Genomic DNA, 17080 nt, shown 5'->3' on the forward strand with positions numbered 1-17080 from the left:
TATTCTAAATCAAATATATATAAGGTAAATAAATACTATAAATTTCTTTAATTTTAATATTAAAAATAAATTCAAAACTTCGTTTATATTTTAAATATTTTTAAAATCAATATAGTTCTAATTAATAATTGTTATCATAATTAACATATTTAACTTGTATAATATTCAATCATATATAAATCACAAAAAATCCCAAGTTCTTATCGAACTTGGGATTTATTTATAAATTTTATCTTAATCATAAATAAAGCATTAAACTTACCTAAAGGCGAAGTGTTGATGATATTTGCTAAGTAAACGTTAAAAACCACGTTCTTCAGGTCTTTAGTGCATGAAGCAACTATCCTTAATTCCTATCATCCCGCAATAAAGTATTGAACTTTTCTAAAGGCGAAGTGTTGATTATATTTGCTGAATAAACGTTAAAGACCGCGTTCTTCAGGTCTTTAGTGCATGAAGCAATATCATCAACACGAAGCCAAGTATGTTCAAGCTTTACCATCCTACATCATTGGAGGCATTCCTCCACCCATTCCTGGTACTGGATCACTTTCAGGAAGGTCTGCAACAGCTGCTTCTGTAGTTAAGAATACACCTGCTATAGATGCTGCATTTTGTAACGCAGTTCTAGTAACCTTAGTTGGGTCAACTATACCAACTTCAACCATGTTCACGTATTTTTCATTTAATGCATCAAATCCTATTTCAGGATCTTCATTTACAACTTTTTGTATTATAACAGCTCCTTCAAGACCAGCATTAATTGCTATTTGTCTTAATGGCTCCTCTAAAGCTCTTCTTATTATCTTAGCTCCTACTTGAAGTTCTCCTTCAAGTTCTTCTATTAACTTATCTACAACTGGTATTACACTAACTAATGCAGTACCACCACCTGCAACTATACCTTCTTCAACAGCTGCTCTTGTAGCATTTAATGCATCTTCTATTCTTAATTTTCTTTCTTTAAGCTCAACTTCTGTAGCTGCCCCAACTTTTATTACAGCAACACCACCTGCAAGTTTAGCTAATCTTTCCATTAATTTTTCTTTATCAAAATCAGAAGTAGTTTGATCTACTTGATGTTTGATTTGATTTACTCTGTCTTCTATAGATTTTTTATCTCCAGATCCATCTACTATTGTAGTGTTGTCTTTAGTTATTTTTACAGATCCAGCTCTACCTAACATAGATATATCAGCATCTTTTAAGTCATATCCTAATTCTTCAGATATAACAGTTCCTCCAGTAAGTATAGCTATATCTTCTAACATAGCTTTTCTTCTATCTCCAAATCCAGGAGCCTTAACTGCAACAACATCAAATACACCTTTTAATTTGTTTATTACTAATGTAGATAAAGCTTCCCCTTCTACATCTTCAGCTATTATTAATAATTTTTTACCTTGTTGTACTATTTGCTCAAGTACAGGTAATATATCTTGTATATTATTTATTTTTCTATCTGTTATTAATATATATGGATCATTTAAAACAGCTTCCATTTTATCAACATCTGTTACCATATATGCTGAAACAAATCCTCTATCAAATTGCATACCTTCAACTGCATCTAACTCTGTATGCATAGTTTTAGACTCTTCAACTGTTATAACTCCATCTTTACCTACTATCTCCATAGCTTCAGCTATTAAATTACCTACTTCTTCATCTCCTGCAGATATAGACGCAACTTGAGATATAGATTCTTTAGTCTCTATAGTTCTTGATTGTTTCTTTAATTCTTCAACAGCTACTTCTACAGCTTTTTGAATTCCTTTTCTTAAAAGTACTGGGTTAGATCCAGCAGTTACATTTTTTAACCCTTCTCTTATTATAGCTTGAGCTAAAACTGTAGCAGTTGTAGTTCCATCTCCAGCTACATCATTAGTCTTAGTTGCAACTTCTTTAACTAATTGAGCTCCCATATTTTCAAATCTATCTTCTAATTCTATTTCTTTTGCTATAGTAACTCCATCATTTGTTATAAGTGGAGCCCCAAATTTTTTATCTAATATAACATTTCTTCCTTTTGGCCCTAATGTTACCTTAACTGTATCTGCTAATTTGTTTACACCAGCTTCTAAAGCTGTTCTTGAATCTTGTGCGAATTTTATTTCTTTAGCCATATCTCATAATCCTCCCTTTATACTTATTCAACTACTGCTAATATTTCACTTTGTTTTAATATAGTGTATTCTTGTCCTTCTAACTTAATTTCTGTTCCTGCATATTTAGAATATATAACTTTATCTCCAATATTTAATTCCATTTTAATTTCTTTACCATCTACTATTCCACCAGGTCCAACTTCTACAACCTCTGCTATCTGAGGTTGTTCTTTAGCTGTTCCAGGTAAAACTATACCACTTGCAGTTTTTTCTTCTGCTTCTACTTTCTTTATTACTACTCTGTCAGCTAATGGTCTTATTTTCATAATTATCCCTCCTAATGAAATCTATGTATTTTATCACTCTATTACTTAGAGTGCTAACAACTTTATAATATATTATATTTGCTTATTTTTCAATACCCTTAATTAATTTTATGCAATTTTTATGCGAGGAAATTTTACTGTTATCGACAAACCTCCTCGCATATTATAAACTTATAAAATTGGTGAAAATAATCTTGCTACTGATTCAACCCATTTTTTTATTAAAGGTCTTTTTTCAAAATCTTTAAGGTGTATTTCTTTACTATTTTTTAAATCGTCATAGAAGTCTTCAGTTATTTTTTTTACTATTTGTTCATCATACATAAATGCATTAATTTCAAAGTTTAGCATAAAACTTCTTAAGTCCATATTTGCAGAACCTGTTGATGCAATCTTATCATCTATAATTACTACTTTAGCGTGTATAAATCCTTTTTTATATAAGTAAACTTTTCCCCCAGACCTTAAAATATCATCAAAATATGAATATGATGCTTGATGTACTATTTTATGATCAGCTATACCAGGGAATATAATTCTTACATCAACGCCTCTTAATGCTGCACTCTTTAATGCTCTTAATAAACTTTCATCTGGTATAAAGTATGGAGTTTCTATATAAACTCTTTCTTTAGCATTACAAATAGCTGAAAAATATGCATAGTGTATAGCTTCCCAGTCACTATCAGGACCTGTTGCTACCACCTGTATCATGCTATTTCCTTTGTAATCTAGTTTAGGAAAATATTTTTCATCAAAAACTGACTTTTGAGTTGTATAATACCAGTCTATTAAAAATACCATTTGTAACATATAAACAGAACTTCCTTCAATTCTTATATGAGTATCACGCCAATATCCAAACTTTTTGTTTTTACCCATATACTCATCACCTATATTTATACCACCTGTATATCCTATGCATCCATCGATTATAACAATCTTTCTATGATTTCTATAGTTAATTTTCCCTCCCATTAGAGGGAACTTTGCAGGTAAAAAAGGAACTATTTCTATGCCCTCTTTTTTCATCTCTTTAAAGAATTTTCTATGAAACCAAAACCTCCAACATCCTACATCATCATATAAAATTTTTATACTCAGACCTTCTCGAGCTTTTTTTATCAACAAATCCTTAATCTTTCTTCCAATTTCACTATCTTTTATTATGAAGTACTCTAAATGGATATGTTCTTTAGCTTCTTCTATATCTTTTATTAGTCTTTCAAACTTTTCATTCCCATCAATAAATATTTCTACTTTATTATTAGCTGTAAATGGGAACTTTCCTGTGTTTAAAAGCAAACTTATAACTTTCTTTTTTAATCCTTCAGAATCATCTAATTTTGATAACTCTTTATTTTTTATAGCTTCTTGTTCAAGATCTACTAACTCTTCTATTGACCTCAAATTTTGAAATAAATTATTTTCTTTTATATCTGTGGCTAGTTTCTGAGTTTTAAATATTTTTCTCTTTCTTATATTTCGGCCTAGCACCCCATATATAACTAGCCCAATCCCAGGAAGTACCATAAATATTAGTAACCATGCCATAGTCTTAGCTGGATCTCGATTTTCGAGTATTATATTTATAGCAACCACAATACTAGCTAGATAAGATATTCCTACATAACTTAAAACTAGTATGTCTAAAGCACTCATATATCCTCCTTATTTTTATCTTCCTATTCCCAATTCTCTAGCATAATAGAATAGATATTGTTGTGCAAATCCTGATAAATCTTCAAATTTATCTATCGCATACTTTCTTATTTTAGGCAGACTCATATCATCTTCTACATAAAATTCTTGCATAACTCTTTTTACCCATACATCAACAGGGAATGTATCATACTTTTGCATACCGAATAACGCTATACAATCGCAAACTTTTGGACCTACTCCATTAAATTCCATAAGTTTTTTTCTGCAATCTTCTGTTCCTAAATTCTCATAGTTATATACATCTTCATTTTCACTTATAACTCTTTCTGTAGTTGCCTTTATATATTTATCTCTAAACCCTGTAGAGCAAGCTCTTATATCAGCTATACTGGCTTTACTTAATTGCTCTGGTGTTGGAAAATCGTAATAATCTACTCCATTGAACTTTCCAATATAAGTACCATACTCCCTTGATAAATTAGATATAGCTTTTTGAATCATAGGAATTCTATTATTAGACGATATTATAAATGAAATTAACATCTCCCATGGATCTTGACGTAGAATTCTTATTCCCCATCCAAATTTTGTTGCCTTTTCTAAATACTCATCCATATTTTTTAGTTCATTTTTTATTTTTGCATAATCTGTTTCTAAATCAAAGTAAGATTTCCATATTGTATTGAAATCTTCTAAATTAGTATTCTTTAAATAAACTGTATTTCCTTCTCTAGATACATTTATTACTCTACCTTTAGCTACCCCTGTATATGAACCATCATCTTCTGCTTTCCACCTAAAACATTGTCCACATTCAAATATATGCTTAGGATCAAAATCTAATGCACCTTCTATAACCACTGAATTTTCTTTTTCATAAACTTTCATAAATTTCGCTCCTTTTTATATAAACTTATAGTTTTAATTCTACCCATATTTCGTTAAATTTAAATTAACTATTTATTTTTAATACAAATTTAATTTAAAAAGTCTAGAGTAGAATTAGTGATTCTTTTTTGCTAAAATACATAAGACATTATTTTTAGAGGGTGATTATATGAATAGTAGAGGTATATTTATAGCTATAGAAGGTCCTATAGGAGTTGGTAAAACAACATTAGCTAATATTTTAAACAATCATTTTAACTGTACTTTACTAAGGGAAATAGTAGAAGAGAATCCATTTTTATCAAAATTTTATACAGATATTAAGGAATACGCATTACAAACGGAATCATTTTTTTTATTTAATAGAATCAAACAATTAGAAGATACTGAGAAAAATTTATTGAGTCAAGGCACAAGTGTTGTTAGTGATTATCACATTATTAAAAATCTTATATTCGCAGGAATAACGCTTGATAATATGCAGTTTTATAAATATAAACAAATGTATAATATTTTTATTAATGACCTGCCTCAACCAGATATAATAATCTATCTTAACTCAAATACAGATGTATTAATGAATAGAATAGCTATGAGAGATAGAAGCTTTGAAAGACAAATGGATAGAAACTATATACAAGAATTAAGTACAGAGTATAAATATTACTTTAATCCATTATCTATAAAACATAATTTTGTAGGTAAAGAACCTCTTATATTAGAAATAGATAACTCTAATTTAGATTTTCTAAATAATGACAATGATAGAAAATTTATAATAAAAAAAGTAGAAGATGCTATTAACAGCTTAGGAGGACATGAAAATGTTTAAATTGGTAAATCAGTGTAATAAACCGTTAAATAGAGATTTATTTATAACTGTTGCAGGAAATGTTGGTGCGGGTAAATCTACACTTACTAAATTAGTTGGTGAAAAATTAGGTTTTGAAACTCATTTTGAAAAAGTTAATGGAAATCCATACCTAGAAGATTTTTATAAAGATCAAAATACTTGGGGATTCCACTTACAATTATATTTTTTAGCTCAAAGATTCAAACAACAAAAAGAAATAGATAGTAACGGACTTAATAATATTCAAGATAGAAGTATATATGAAGATGTTGAAATATTTGCTAGAAATTTATATGATAACGGGAAGATGAGTAAAAGAGATTATATAACTTATAGAGATTTATTTAATGATATGGTTCCTCACTTAAGAAGACCCGATTTAATGATCTATCTAGATGGATCTATAGATACTATCGTAAATAGAATCAATATGAGAGGTAGAGAGATGGAGAAGTCTGTTGATTTAGATTACTGGACTAATCTTCATAACAGATATAAAAAATGGATTGCTGAGTATGACCAGTCTCCTGTTCTTTATGTAAATATAAATGAAATTGACTTAAAAAATAACCCAGAACACTTAGATGCTTTATGTAATGAAATAAAAAGCTTATTAAATATATAAAATTTAAAATAGTGAATTAACTAGGATAGAAATATAATTTATTAAATTTTTAAAATTATATTTCTATCTTTTTTATTATTTTTTTTATTTTTTTACTTAAAACAGTATATGAAACTTATGATTATTGGTAAAATAGATATATATTTCATGAACCATTACTTTTTTTGATGATTTAATCCAAGGAGGAATTTTTAATGATAGAAGAGTTTAAAACATTTATAGCAGTTGTTGAACATCAAAATTTTACCAAAGCCGGTGAAAGTATAAATTTATCTCAACCAACAGTAAGTACTCATATAAAAAATTTAGAGAATTATTTTAATACAACTCTAATAAACAGATCTATTAAGCAGAAAAACATATCTATAACTGATAATGGATACTTATTATATAAAAGAGCTAGAGAAATAATAACATCTATAGAGTCGGTAAAGGATGAACTAAACAGTATTTCTAGTTCAATCAAAGGTCATATAAAGATAGGTGCTAGTTTAACTATTGCCGAATACTTTTTACCTAACTTCTTAGCTGTATTTTCTGAAAAATATCCAGATATAGAAGTAGAAATGCTTGTTGAAAATACACATAAAATTTGTGAAAAAGTAAAAAGTTCAAACCTAGATATTGGGTTGGTTGAAGGAAGCCTTACTTCATTTGATTTCAATCAAAAATTCTTCTTTGAAGATAGTATGATTTTAACATTTTCTCCAGATTTAGAAATTGATCCATTAAATTTTAATATAAATTCAATAAAAAATAAAAAATGGATAGTAAGAGAAGAAGGTTCTGGAACAAGAGAATATTTAAACATATTCTTAAGTAATAATAAAATAACACCTAGACAAATAATGGTATTAGGAAGCAATCATGCTGTAAAGGAAGCTGTAAAAAGCAATCTTGGAGTTTCAATTATATCTAAATTGGTAACAGACTCAGAAGGAGATTCTTTAGCAACTGTTAGTTTAAATGATACTTACAATAGATACTTCTCTTTTATAACACCAAAAGATATAAAACCATCAAGTACAACAACTTTATTTATAGATGAGTTAAATAAATTTTCAAATTTTGAAAAATAAAAGAAAATCAAAGACCTCGGAAATGTCTTATAACTAACATACTTCCGAGGTCTATTATTTAATTAATATACACTATCACTTTTAATCTATTTTCAAATTTTATAACTTATTTGATATTAATTGTATAGTTACTATCTAAAGAGTCATAACTATAGACATATAAATAATATAAACCAGCATCTGCATTATAAGTATTTTTTAATAAATTGTTTTCAATGCTAGGGTAAGCAACATAATTATTTAAATCAGTAGACTTATATAGTATCCAGTTAATACCATGACCATCTAAATTATCTAAAACTATATCTATAGTTTTAGGATCTTTAATTTCAAAAGAAAAAACGTCATTAGTATCATCTTTGCTTAAAGAACCTTTTACTTCACTTCCTAAAGATATTGTATTAGCAGTTTCAAAACTATCATTTGGCTCAATTTCTTTAATATCACCTTCTACAACTTCACCTTTTGGTAAAATACCGGTAAACACAACTTCAAATTCATATTTATTATTATTAACCTTGTAGTCAACAAAGTAATTAGTAACAGTCTTATAACCAGACCAAGGAAGTTTTTCTAAGGAATTTAAAAATTCATTAGATTTGTTATTCATAGCTTCCCAATCTTTAGCTTCTCCTCTAGAAGTATCTCCTGTATAAGTTCCTGTTAAAGTAAATGTATCAAAAAATTCGCCTTTTTCTCTAACTATATTTACATTTTTTAATGGAACTATATTTTTAATATCAGAAGAAATTTTATTTAAATCAATAGCATCATGAGTAGCCAAATAATCATCAGAAACAAGTGGAACTGTCAAAGAATCATACTTATCAACTAAGTTTTGCATATGAGTTTGATAACCTTGATCTACTGTAGTACTTTTACTTAATGTTTCTATATAAGAATCATATCCAGATACATTATTAGATATAATGTTATCAACTAAATTATTAAATATATCTAATCTATTATTGTACATATAATCACAAAATGCAAAACCATAATAATAGAAATCCCAAGATCCATACTTAGAATGAAGTAATTTATCTGTAGAAAATCTTTCCGCTGGGTCAGTTGCTAAACCAGAAACTTGAGATTTTCTAGGAAGTACATCATTATCTCTAGTAGACCCTGCAAAAAATTCTGCACTACCTTCTTCAAACCAAGTCAATCTCCAATCCTTACCCTGATAAAAATCACCCGTTCCCCACATACCAGGAACCATGTAACGACCTTGTAAATAGTGACAGTACTCATGTCTAAATAACTCTTCTAAACTAAATATACTCTCCTCAGGAGTTCTCTCATAAGTAAAAAATGTGCCGTCACCTTCTATATACATACCACCATTATCAGTGCTATATCCGTATAGAGGTTGGTTAAGTTTATATTCCTTAGGGCTATTATATAAAACCATAGTTAAAACATCGTCTGGATTTCCTTTTTCTAGTTCATTATCATTCCCTATAACTCTATGGAATTGAGCTTTTACTTCTTTAGATGCCCAATATAATCTTTGAACTTTTTCCTTCGTAACCTTATCACCAGTACGAATTACCATAGATGAATCTTCAAAAGTATACACATTAGGTAAATAGTGTGATTTTCCCTCTTCTCTTATTTTATTAATATCTAGAACAGTTCCATCAACTAACTTCCCATTGAAGTAATATGAAATAAAATCGACTGCATCAAAATATTGAATAGATAAATATGGATAAATTTCTAAACAGCTATCAAGTTTCTTTTGAATATTTGTTGAATTTGAATGGAAGTTCGATAATTTAGCGCAATAATACATCCCTGCATTAATTAACCAATCATTATCATCAGTTACATTGCTTAATATAGCAAAGTTTGTAACAGCATCTATATATCCATCAACTTTAGAAAACCAAGGTGATTTGTCTGCAGTTGTATTAGAATTGTACAAATAGGAATTTAAATCATATTCTATACCCTTAGTGATTTGGAATACAGCATTTGTTTTTGAGTAATCTTTTAAATTAGCATCTAAACTGCTATTAAACTGATTTAAAATAGGCACGCAATTATTTATAACCTCAACATTGCAAGCACTATTTCCAATTAACATACCCAAAGACTGAATAACATTATTTTGACCAGACTCCCCAATCTTGAAATTAGGATTTTTCTGAATTGAAATCATGGCAGGTATACATTTTTCTCTATAAGCTCTATCGTATAAATGACTAAGTGAATCGTTATAATAAGCTAAATAAAAACCAGATCTTAAAACTTCTACCAAAGTAGGTATTCCTTTATCATCAGTAGCAGTATAAGTTGCTCCTCTATCTTCTAACGTCTTAATAATTGCATTAACACGAGCTTCATCGTTATAAAATTTGTAAGCATCTTCATTATAAACAAAAATATCTTTTATTTGAAACCAATCTATCGTAACTAGTAAATCTGTTAACTCCTTATAGCTTAATTTATTAAGGTCATTATAGGTATAGGTAGCAGACTTACTTAGCTTTGCGGACTTCCCTGACTTAAGTTTTGTGTCTGTATCTTGCTTTCCTAAAGGCTCAATATTTAAATCTTTCTTGAACTGATTTTCCTTAGTATCGTGCTTAATCTTTTGACCTATATGGAAAGGCATAGTATTTATATCACCTGGAATATTACTAGAACTAGGTGGTTGAGTATTTGCAAATGAAATGAATGTTAAATTAGTTAAAACCAAGGCTAAAGCTAAAGTAAAAATCAAAAACTTAGAATGTCTCTTCTTCATAGTGCCTCCTTATGCTCTTTAAAATATAATCTTGTAGTCAAGATATACTTTTATCTATATGCGTAAATAAGGATAAGCGTTCCAAACAAAAAGAAGGTAATAAATGACTAATCATTTATTACCTTCTTTTTTCCCCATCAAATGTAGCTATCATTATGTTTTAATTGGAGTATTTATTATTGAATGAGCGTTAAAGACTGTATTTTCAGGTCTTTAGCGACTGAGATAATTAATTCTCCAATTAAACCCACTAATTATATTACATGCCTAGTTCTTTAAATTCTCTACTTCCTGGTTTTATTAAATCTATATCTCCAGCTTCACATAAAGGACATCCATCAGCTTCATAAACTTGTATATCTAATTTTATTGCACTGTATATAGGCATTCCTATATCATGATTAGTTCTATCTGCTATACATGCAACCCCTATAACTTCTCCGCCTAAAGCTTCTAATGCTTTCTTTGTCTCTATTGTAGACTTTCCAGTAGTAACAACATCTTCAGCTATTATTATCTTAGCCCCTGGCTTAACTTCAAATCCTCTTCTTAATTGCATTTCTCCATCTTTTCTCTCTGTGAACACAGATTCTTTTCCTAATTGTCTACCTAATTCATATGAAACTATAACTCCTCCCATAGCTGGTCCAACAACTAAGTCTATTCCTAAATCTTTTATTTGATCAACTACAGTACTTAATACTTTCTCAGCTTGATTTGGAAATCTTAAAACCTTAGCACATTGTACATATCTATTACTATGCTTTCCTGAAGATAATAAAAAGTGCCCTTCTAATAAAGCATCACATTCTTTTAATATTTCAACAACATTTACATTACTCATAATTATATTCTCCCTTATAGTTAATTTTTCTTTTTCCTAATCCACAGTAATTTTAACTTAAGCTCAGCTCAGGATAATAAATAGTTTGTTGAAGAAGCGTTAAAGACCATGTTTTTTAGGTCTTTAGCGACTGAAACAACTATTTATCATCCGTAGCTACCTCATTAAAATTACTTAAACTATACCTCTAATTTCATCTAAACTTTGTATTCCTTCTCTATCCATATAATCTTCTATTCCTTTGATTATATCTAATCCAATTCTAGGATTTATAAAATTAGCAGTTCCAACTTGTATACAAGTAGCTCCAGCCATTATAAACTCTATAGCATCTTGCCAAGTAGTTATTCCACCCATTCCCATTACTGGTATATTTACTGCTTTACAAACTTCATGTACCATTCTAAGTGCTATAGGTTTTATAGCAGGTCCAGATAATCCAGCATATACATTTTCAAATATTGGCTTTTTCTTATTTATATCAATAGCCATAGCTTTAAAAGTGTTTACTAAAGATATTCCATCCGCACCTTCTTCTTCACAAACTTTAGCCATCCCAACTATATCTTCAGCATTTGGAGATAGTTTAACTACTAATGGCAAGTTAGTTTTTGCTCTAACCGCTCTAACAACTTCCCTTGCAACCTCATTTTTTATCCCAAAGGCCATACCTCCTGCCTTAACATTTGGACAAGAAATATTTAATTCTATCATATCTATAGGCTGGTCGTTTAGTAACTCTACACCGCTTATATAGTCATCTAATGTTCCTCCACCTAAATTTGCAATTCTAACCGTATCTAGTTCTTTAAAAAACTGAAGTTCATTTTCTATGAAACCTCTTACTCCAGGATTTTCAAGTCCTACGCTATTCATCATCCCTGATGGAGTTTCGTGGACTCTCATACCTTTATTTCCATCTCTTTTTTCCAATGTAAGCCCTTTGCTACTTATTCCACCCAATTTTTCTATATCATAAATTTCTGCATATTCTTTTCCAAATCCAAAAGTCCCAGATGCCATAACTAAAGGATTTTTAAATTCTATATTTCCGAATTTAACATTTAAATTAGCCATTAAATATCACGTCCTCTCCCCAGAACACTGGACCATCTTTGCATGTTTTTTTATTTCCAAATTTAGTTTTACAAGTACAAACTAAGCAAGCTCCTACCCCACATGCCATATGATTTTCTAAAGATACCATTATCTTTGTATTGGTTCCTTCTGTCATGTTTACTAACTTTTTCATCATGGGTGTAGGGCCACAAGTTAATATATAATCATATTTTTCTACATCTAATATATCTGTAACAAAAGTGTCTCCTATAGCTATGTTTACTTCATTACATACTTCATTATATTCTTCTTCTAATATAGCTTCTTTTCTGAATCCTAGGTATGCATCACAGTTTTCAATGTTCTTAGCTACTAGGTATAGTGGAGCTATACCTATGCCTCCTCCTACTAAAGCAACCTTCCCTTTTACATTTTCATATCCATTTCCATAAGGGCCCTCTAATTTAATTTCATCATTTACCCTTAAATTACTTAATATTTTAGTTCCTTCTCCCACAACTTTATATAAAAAAGATATACTATCTTCATTTACATCATGAACACTTATCGGTCTTGAAAGTAATGGGTATGTATCCCAGGCTCTAAGCATGTAAAATTGACCCATCTTAGCTTCAAATTCACCCTCTACCTTCATAAAATACATATCTTCGCCTATATATTTATTTTCTAAAATTTTGTACATTATTGAATATCCCCCTTTACGTCATACATAACTCTTCCATCTCTTATAGTCATTATTATTTTCCCTCTAACTTTTTGACCATCAAATGGATTGTTTTTTCCTTTAGATATAAACTTAGATACATCTATAACTTCTTCTTGTTCCGAATCTACTATAACTAAGTCCGCTCTTAAACCTTCTTTTATTAATCCTTGATTTAACCCTAGTAATTTAGCAGGATTTGCACTCATCATCTCACTTAATTTATTTAAAGATATATTATTTTCATTAAATACTTTGTTTACCATTTGGAATGCAACTTCTATATTAGATATTCCAGGAGCTCCCTTTTCTTTGTCTTCTTTTGTATGAGGGGCATGATCCGTTCCTATCATATCTATATATCCATCTTTTATTCCTTGAATTAAGTGTTTCATGTCTTCTTCCTCTGCAAAAGCTGGGTTAACTTTATATTCTAATCCATATCCGAATATATGATGAGGTCCTACCTCACAAGTGAACTTATATCCATCATTTTTATACTTTTTAATTTCATCTAAAGTGTCTTTTAAACTTATATGACAGATATGAAGGTTTCCTCCAACCTCTTTAAGCATGTTCAAATCTCTTTTTACTATTTCAAATTCCGGCTGACAATGTGTTAGAACTTTAAAATCTAATTTTTTAGATAAACTAAGTGCATCTCTCATTATGTTTTCATTGTGAAGGGTGTATCCATCATCAGAGAATAAGTCTGTATACGTTCTCATTTTTTCTATATCTATAATTTCTTCACCTTCAAGGTTTTCTGTTATAGCGCAAACTTGCTTTATATCACATAAATCTAACTTCTTAGCTTTGCTTAACACATATTCCATAACCTGTTCGTTGTCACAAACCGGCTTAGTATTTGCCATTGGACAAAGCACTGTGAATCCACCTTTTAATGCTGCCTTTTGTCCTGTTTCTAAATCTTCTTTATGTGTTAACCCCGGATCTCTTAAGTGTGTGTGTAAATCTATAAATGCCGGCATTAAAATCTTATTTTTTCCATCTATAATTTTTAAACCTTCAATATCAGTAGGATTTATATTCGAGTCTATTTTAGAAATCTTACCATTTTCAATAAGTAAATCTCCTTTAAAGTTCATACTAGAATCAATTATTTTTACGTTTTTTATAAGAAGTTTACTCATTTGCATCTACCCCCAGAAGTTTCATTATTAACGCCATTCTAACGTACATTCCATATTTTGCTTGATCGAAGTATACCGCTCTATCATCTTTATCTACCTCTGTATCAATTTCATTTACTCTTGGTAATGGATGCATAACTAACATATCTGGTTTAGCTTTTTTCATTTTTTCTGTTGTTAATATATAACAATCTTTAAGTCTTTCATATTGTTCTTGATCTTCAAATCTTTCTCTTTGGACTCTAGTCATATAAAGAACATCTAAGTCTTCTATAACCTCATCTAAACTATTAGTTTCCACATATTCGTGCCCAGCTATAACTTCTTTTATATATTGAGGCATTTCTAACTCTTTAGGTGATATAAATACAAATTTAGTATTTTTATATCTTGCCATAGCTTTAACTAGTGAATGTACTGTTCTTCCGTTTTTTAAATCTCCACATAATCCGATAGTGTGATTTTCTAAATTTCCTTTAAGTGATTTTATTGTAAGAATATCTGTAAGTGTTTGAGTTGGATGTTGATTTCCTCCGTCTCCTGCATTTATAAATGGTACTCTAGCAAACCTTGACGCCTCTAAAGCTGAACCTGCTCTTGGGTGTCTCATGACTATAGCATCAGCATAACAAGATACTGTTTCCATAGTGTCTTCTAATGTTTCTCCTTTTGCTGTTGATGAAGAATTTGGTTCTGAAAAGCCAATTACCTTTCCACCTAATCTGTTCATTGCAGCTTCGAAGCTAAATCTTGTTCTTGTTGATGGTTCATAAAATAAAGTTGCTAGTAAATTACCTTCACAAACTCGTGAGTATTTTGACGGATTGTCAATTATATTTTGAGATAAAGATAGAATTTCATCTATTTCATTTATCGAAAAGTCTTCTGGTTGGATTAAATTTCTTCCCTGTAATTTCATATATGTTCCTCCTTTTTTAGCCTCTCTGGACTAAATTTAAAAGTATTTTAATTTTTTTCTTTTATAGAATATTATCACCTTTAAGAAACGATGTCAATATGAGTTTCAAAAAATCTAGGCTTTATTTGAATGTAAAAAAACAGGTTTAATATGTTTAGCAAAGAGTTAATATATGAATTTTAGCGACATTTCAAACTCACCTTCCCACTTTTATAGAATATAAAAAAGGATGTATCTAAAACAGATAGCGAAATCAAATATATATGTTTTAGCGACATTTCAAAGCATCTTTTCAGCTTTGATGGAGCAAAACATATATATTTGCTAAAGCGTCTATCTATTTTAAACTACATCCTTGTAAATTCTATACTATAATACTCTCTTAGCTCCTACGTAAGCTTTTTGCCAGTAAGATGAGTTTATGTTACTAACTTTAACAACATCTCCTGAGTTTGGTGCATGAACCATGTTTCCTCCACCAACATATATACCAACGTGGCTTACTCCTCCTCCGCCAGTTGCGAAGAATACTAAGTCTCCTGCTTGTAAATTAGCCTTACTTACAGATCTACCAACTCCGTATTGAGAAGATGAAGTTCTTGGTAAAGATACTCCTGCAGCATTTCTAAATACATATGAAGTAAGTCCTGAACAGTCAAAGCTGTTAGGCCCTTCAGCTCCCCATACATAAGGAGATCCTAACTTAGCATAAGCTAAGTCAACTACAGCTGAGGCAGCATTTGAGTTATTAACTGGTGGTGCTGGCTTTTCTTCTTCAGTTGAGTTATTGTTGTTATTATTGTTATTGTTATGGTTATTGTTATTATTGTTATTTGTATTATCGTTATTATCTACATTACTGTTGTTATCATTATTAGTGTTGCTATTGTTATCATTATTATTTTCGTTATTATCTACATTATTGTTGCTGTTGTTATTATTGTCATTGTTAGTTGTACTGTTGTCATTGTTATCTTCAACAGCATCATTATTGTTGTTATTGTTGTTATTGTTGTTTTCAACATTGTTGCTTTCATTTTCATTAGTAGCATCATTGTTTGTTGTTTGATTGTTATCAGATACTTGTCCATCATTTTGATCTTTAACATCTGATTGAGTCTTTTCTTCTTCTACTACTGGAGCTTTATCAGATACGTATAAATCTCTTACAAATCCTTCATTTTCTCCATTTTTAACTTTTACCCAGTTACCTTCAGTTCCTAAAACTTGAACTTTTGTAGAAGCTGGTAAATTATCTTTTACATCAGACTCTACATGAGCATCTTTTCTTAAATTTACTTTATCTGCTGTTATATAAGCATTAGCTGCTTTAACATCAACGTATCTAGATGCTATCCATCCTTCAGTTTCATCATCTAATTGAACTTTATACCATCCATCTTGCTCTCCAACTATTTTAAATTGGTCACCTGTGTATGCTATAGTTTGAACTGATCCTTGCTTTCTTACTTTTACAGCAACTCCATCTTTAACTTCTGCAACTTTAAAATCTACATCTTTATAGTCTTTTAAATTTATTACATTCTTTTCATTAACGTCTTTTTTATCTGTTGCCTTCTCAACTTTTGCATCGTCTGCATGCGCTATCCCGTTCATTGATAATGCCATAAATGATGCAAATACTGGTACTAATATTTTTCTCTTCATAATGTTTTTCCCTCCAAAAATTCACCATAAGTATTCTTACGTGTTATTTTCATAGCTGAAACCTATGTAGGATAAAATACTAATACACAAGATATTTTCATTTTTGTATTTATATGTCACAACTTTGTAACTGTTTTGTAAATAATTGTTACAAGTTATATAGTATTCTTATATTAACAATATTTAACTTATATCTTGTATATAATATTTAAAAATTTATTATTTTATCCAAAAATAACTTTTAATATACATTTTTATATTAATTATATACTATTTTTTTCAAAAAGTAAATAAATTTGGATATTTTAGCAGATATTAGCATGGAATTTTTTATATCTAGTATATAAATTTTTTTATATGCTTTTTTTATTTTTTGCATAAAAATAAAAGTGTACATTTAATCAGTATAAGAC

Annotated in this window: 14 protein-coding genes; 3 read left to right on the forward strand and 11 right to left on the reverse strand. The window is 29.5% G+C overall.

What is annotated here, in order from left to right; all coding sequences use genetic code 11:
• Positions 1-503: 503 nt before the first annotated feature.
• From groL to RWY47_RS15070, 4 genes are all read right to left on the reverse strand, one after another.
• A complete protein-coding gene (gene groL / locus RWY47_RS15055; protein WP_150841858.1) occupies positions 504-2126 on the reverse strand; it encodes a chaperonin GroEL in 1623 nt (540 codons plus the stop codon).
• A gap of 23 nt (positions 2127-2149) precedes the next feature.
• Positions 2150-2434 (reverse strand): co-chaperone GroES, encoded by a 285-nt coding sequence (locus RWY47_RS15060; RefSeq protein ID WP_021428256.1) that lies wholly within the window; start codon positions 2432-2434, stop codon positions 2150-2152.
• 171 nt (positions 2435-2605) lie between these two features.
• Positions 2606-4096: a cardiolipin synthase gene (gene cls / locus RWY47_RS15065; RefSeq protein WP_150841857.1), complete on the reverse strand. Its 1491-nt coding sequence runs from the start codon at positions 4094-4096 to the stop codon at positions 2606-2608.
• A gap of 15 nt (positions 4097-4111) precedes the next feature.
• Positions 4112-4987: a DNA-3-methyladenine glycosylase family protein gene (locus tag RWY47_RS15070; protein ID WP_150841856.1), complete on the reverse strand. Its 876-nt coding sequence runs from the start codon at positions 4985-4987 to the stop codon at positions 4112-4114.
• Between the two features lie 169 nt (positions 4988-5156).
• On the opposite strand from RWY47_RS15070, the gene RWY47_RS15075 reads away from it, so the two are divergent.
• From RWY47_RS15075 to RWY47_RS15085, 3 genes are all read left to right on the forward strand, one after another.
• Positions 5157-5819: a deoxynucleoside kinase gene (locus RWY47_RS15075; RefSeq protein ID WP_021428329.1), complete on the forward strand. Its 663-nt coding sequence runs from the start codon at positions 5157-5159 to the stop codon at positions 5817-5819.
• Positions 5812-6465, forward strand: a complete 654-nt coding sequence (locus tag RWY47_RS15080; protein WP_021428315.1) for a deoxynucleoside kinase — start codon at positions 5812-5814, stop codon at positions 6463-6465. The genes RWY47_RS15075 and RWY47_RS15080 overlap by 8 nt, the downstream gene beginning before the upstream one ends.
• Before the next feature lie 194 nt (positions 6466-6659).
• Positions 6660-7544 (forward strand): LysR substrate-binding domain-containing protein, encoded by an 885-nt coding sequence (locus RWY47_RS15085; RefSeq protein ID WP_150842776.1) that lies wholly within the window; start codon positions 6660-6662, stop codon positions 7542-7544.
• Between the two features lie 106 nt (positions 7545-7650).
• Here the strand turns inward: RWY47_RS15085 and RWY47_RS15090 are convergent, their stop codons facing one another.
• The 7 genes from RWY47_RS15090 to RWY47_RS15120 form a co-directional block, all read right to left on the reverse strand.
• The gene (locus RWY47_RS15090) at positions 7651-10299 is read right to left on the reverse strand and encodes a collagenase (protein WP_150842775.1); all 2649 of its coding nucleotides are present in this window, start codon (positions 10297-10299) and stop codon (positions 7651-7653) included.
• A 259-nt stretch (positions 10300-10558) separates the two neighbouring features.
• On the reverse strand, positions 10559-11143 hold the full coding sequence (gene pyrE / locus RWY47_RS15095) for an orotate phosphoribosyltransferase (protein ID WP_168932550.1): 585 nt from the start codon (positions 11141-11143) through the stop codon (positions 10559-10561).
• Positions 11144-11317: 174 nt separating this feature from the next.
• Complete coding sequence (locus RWY47_RS15100; protein WP_150842773.1) at positions 11318-12220, reverse strand: dihydroorotate dehydrogenase; 903 nt, start codon at positions 12218-12220, stop codon at positions 11318-11320.
• Entirely contained in the window at positions 12213-12905 is a 693-nt protein-coding gene (locus RWY47_RS15105; RefSeq protein ID WP_150842772.1) for a dihydroorotate dehydrogenase electron transfer subunit, read from the reverse strand. Before RWY47_RS15105 ends, RWY47_RS15100 begins: the two co-directional genes overlap by 8 nt.
• Entirely contained in the window at positions 12905-14080 is a 1176-nt protein-coding gene (locus tag RWY47_RS15110; RefSeq protein ID WP_150842771.1) for a dihydroorotase, read from the reverse strand. The genes RWY47_RS15105 and RWY47_RS15110 overlap by 1 nt, the downstream gene beginning before the upstream one ends.
• Positions 14073-14999: an aspartate carbamoyltransferase gene (pyrB, locus tag RWY47_RS15115; RefSeq protein WP_021428336.1), complete on the reverse strand. Its 927-nt coding sequence runs from the start codon at positions 14997-14999 to the stop codon at positions 14073-14075. The genes RWY47_RS15110 and pyrB overlap by 8 nt, the downstream gene beginning before the upstream one ends.
• Before the next feature lie 369 nt (positions 15000-15368).
• Positions 15369-16667 (reverse strand): C40 family peptidase, encoded by a 1299-nt coding sequence (locus RWY47_RS15120; protein WP_168932552.1) that lies wholly within the window; start codon positions 16665-16667, stop codon positions 15369-15371.
• Positions 16668-17080: the final 413 nt, after the last annotated feature.

The organism is Paraclostridium sp. MRS3W1 (assembly GCF_032465715.1).
In the GTDB taxonomy this organism is placed as follows: Bacteria; Bacillota; Clostridia; order Peptostreptococcales; family Peptostreptococcaceae; genus Paraclostridium; species Paraclostridium dentum.

Excerpts from the sequence above, each read along its gene's own strand:
- groL (WP_150841858.1), bottom strand. The coding sequence starts at position 2,126 with ATGGCTAAAGAAATAAAATTCGCACAAGATTCAAGAACAGCTTTAGAA.
- RWY47_RS15060 (WP_021428256.1), bottom strand. The coding sequence starts at position 2,434 with ATGAAAATAAGACCATTAGCTGACAGAGTAGTAATAAAGAAAGTAGAA.
- cls (WP_150841857.1), bottom strand. The coding sequence starts at position 4,096 with ATGAGTGCTTTAGACATACTAGTTTTAAGTTATGTAGGAATATCTTAT.
- RWY47_RS15070 (WP_150841856.1), bottom strand. The coding sequence starts at position 4,987 with ATGAAAGTTTATGAAAAAGAAAATTCAGTGGTTATAGAAGGTGCATTA.
- RWY47_RS15075 (WP_021428329.1), top strand. The coding sequence starts at position 5,157 with ATGAATAGTAGAGGTATATTTATAGCTATAGAAGGTCCTATAGGAGTT.
- RWY47_RS15080 (WP_021428315.1), top strand. The coding sequence starts at position 5,812 with ATGTTTAAATTGGTAAATCAGTGTAATAAACCGTTAAATAGAGATTTA.
- RWY47_RS15085 (WP_150842776.1), top strand. The coding sequence starts at position 6,660 with ATGATAGAAGAGTTTAAAACATTTATAGCAGTTGTTGAACATCAAAAT.
- RWY47_RS15090 (WP_150842775.1), bottom strand. The coding sequence starts at position 10,299 with ATGAAGAAGAGACATTCTAAGTTTTTGATTTTTACTTTAGCTTTAGCC.
- pyrE (WP_168932550.1), bottom strand. The coding sequence starts at position 11,143 with ATGAGTAATGTAAATGTTGTTGAAATATTAAAAGAATGTGATGCTTTA.
- RWY47_RS15100 (WP_150842773.1), bottom strand. The coding sequence starts at position 12,220 with ATGGCTAATTTAAATGTTAAATTCGGAAATATAGAATTTAAAAATCCT.
- RWY47_RS15105 (WP_150842772.1), bottom strand. The coding sequence starts at position 12,905 with ATGTACAAAATTTTAGAAAATAAATATATAGGCGAAGATATGTATTTT.
- RWY47_RS15110 (WP_150842771.1), bottom strand. The coding sequence starts at position 14,080 with ATGAGTAAACTTCTTATAAAAAACGTAAAAATAATTGATTCTAGTATG.
- pyrB (WP_021428336.1), bottom strand. The coding sequence starts at position 14,999 with ATGAAATTACAGGGAAGAAATTTAATCCAACCAGAAGACTTTTCGATA.
- RWY47_RS15120 (WP_168932552.1), bottom strand. The coding sequence starts at position 16,667 with ATGAAGAGAAAAATATTAGTACCAGTATTTGCATCATTTATGGCATTA.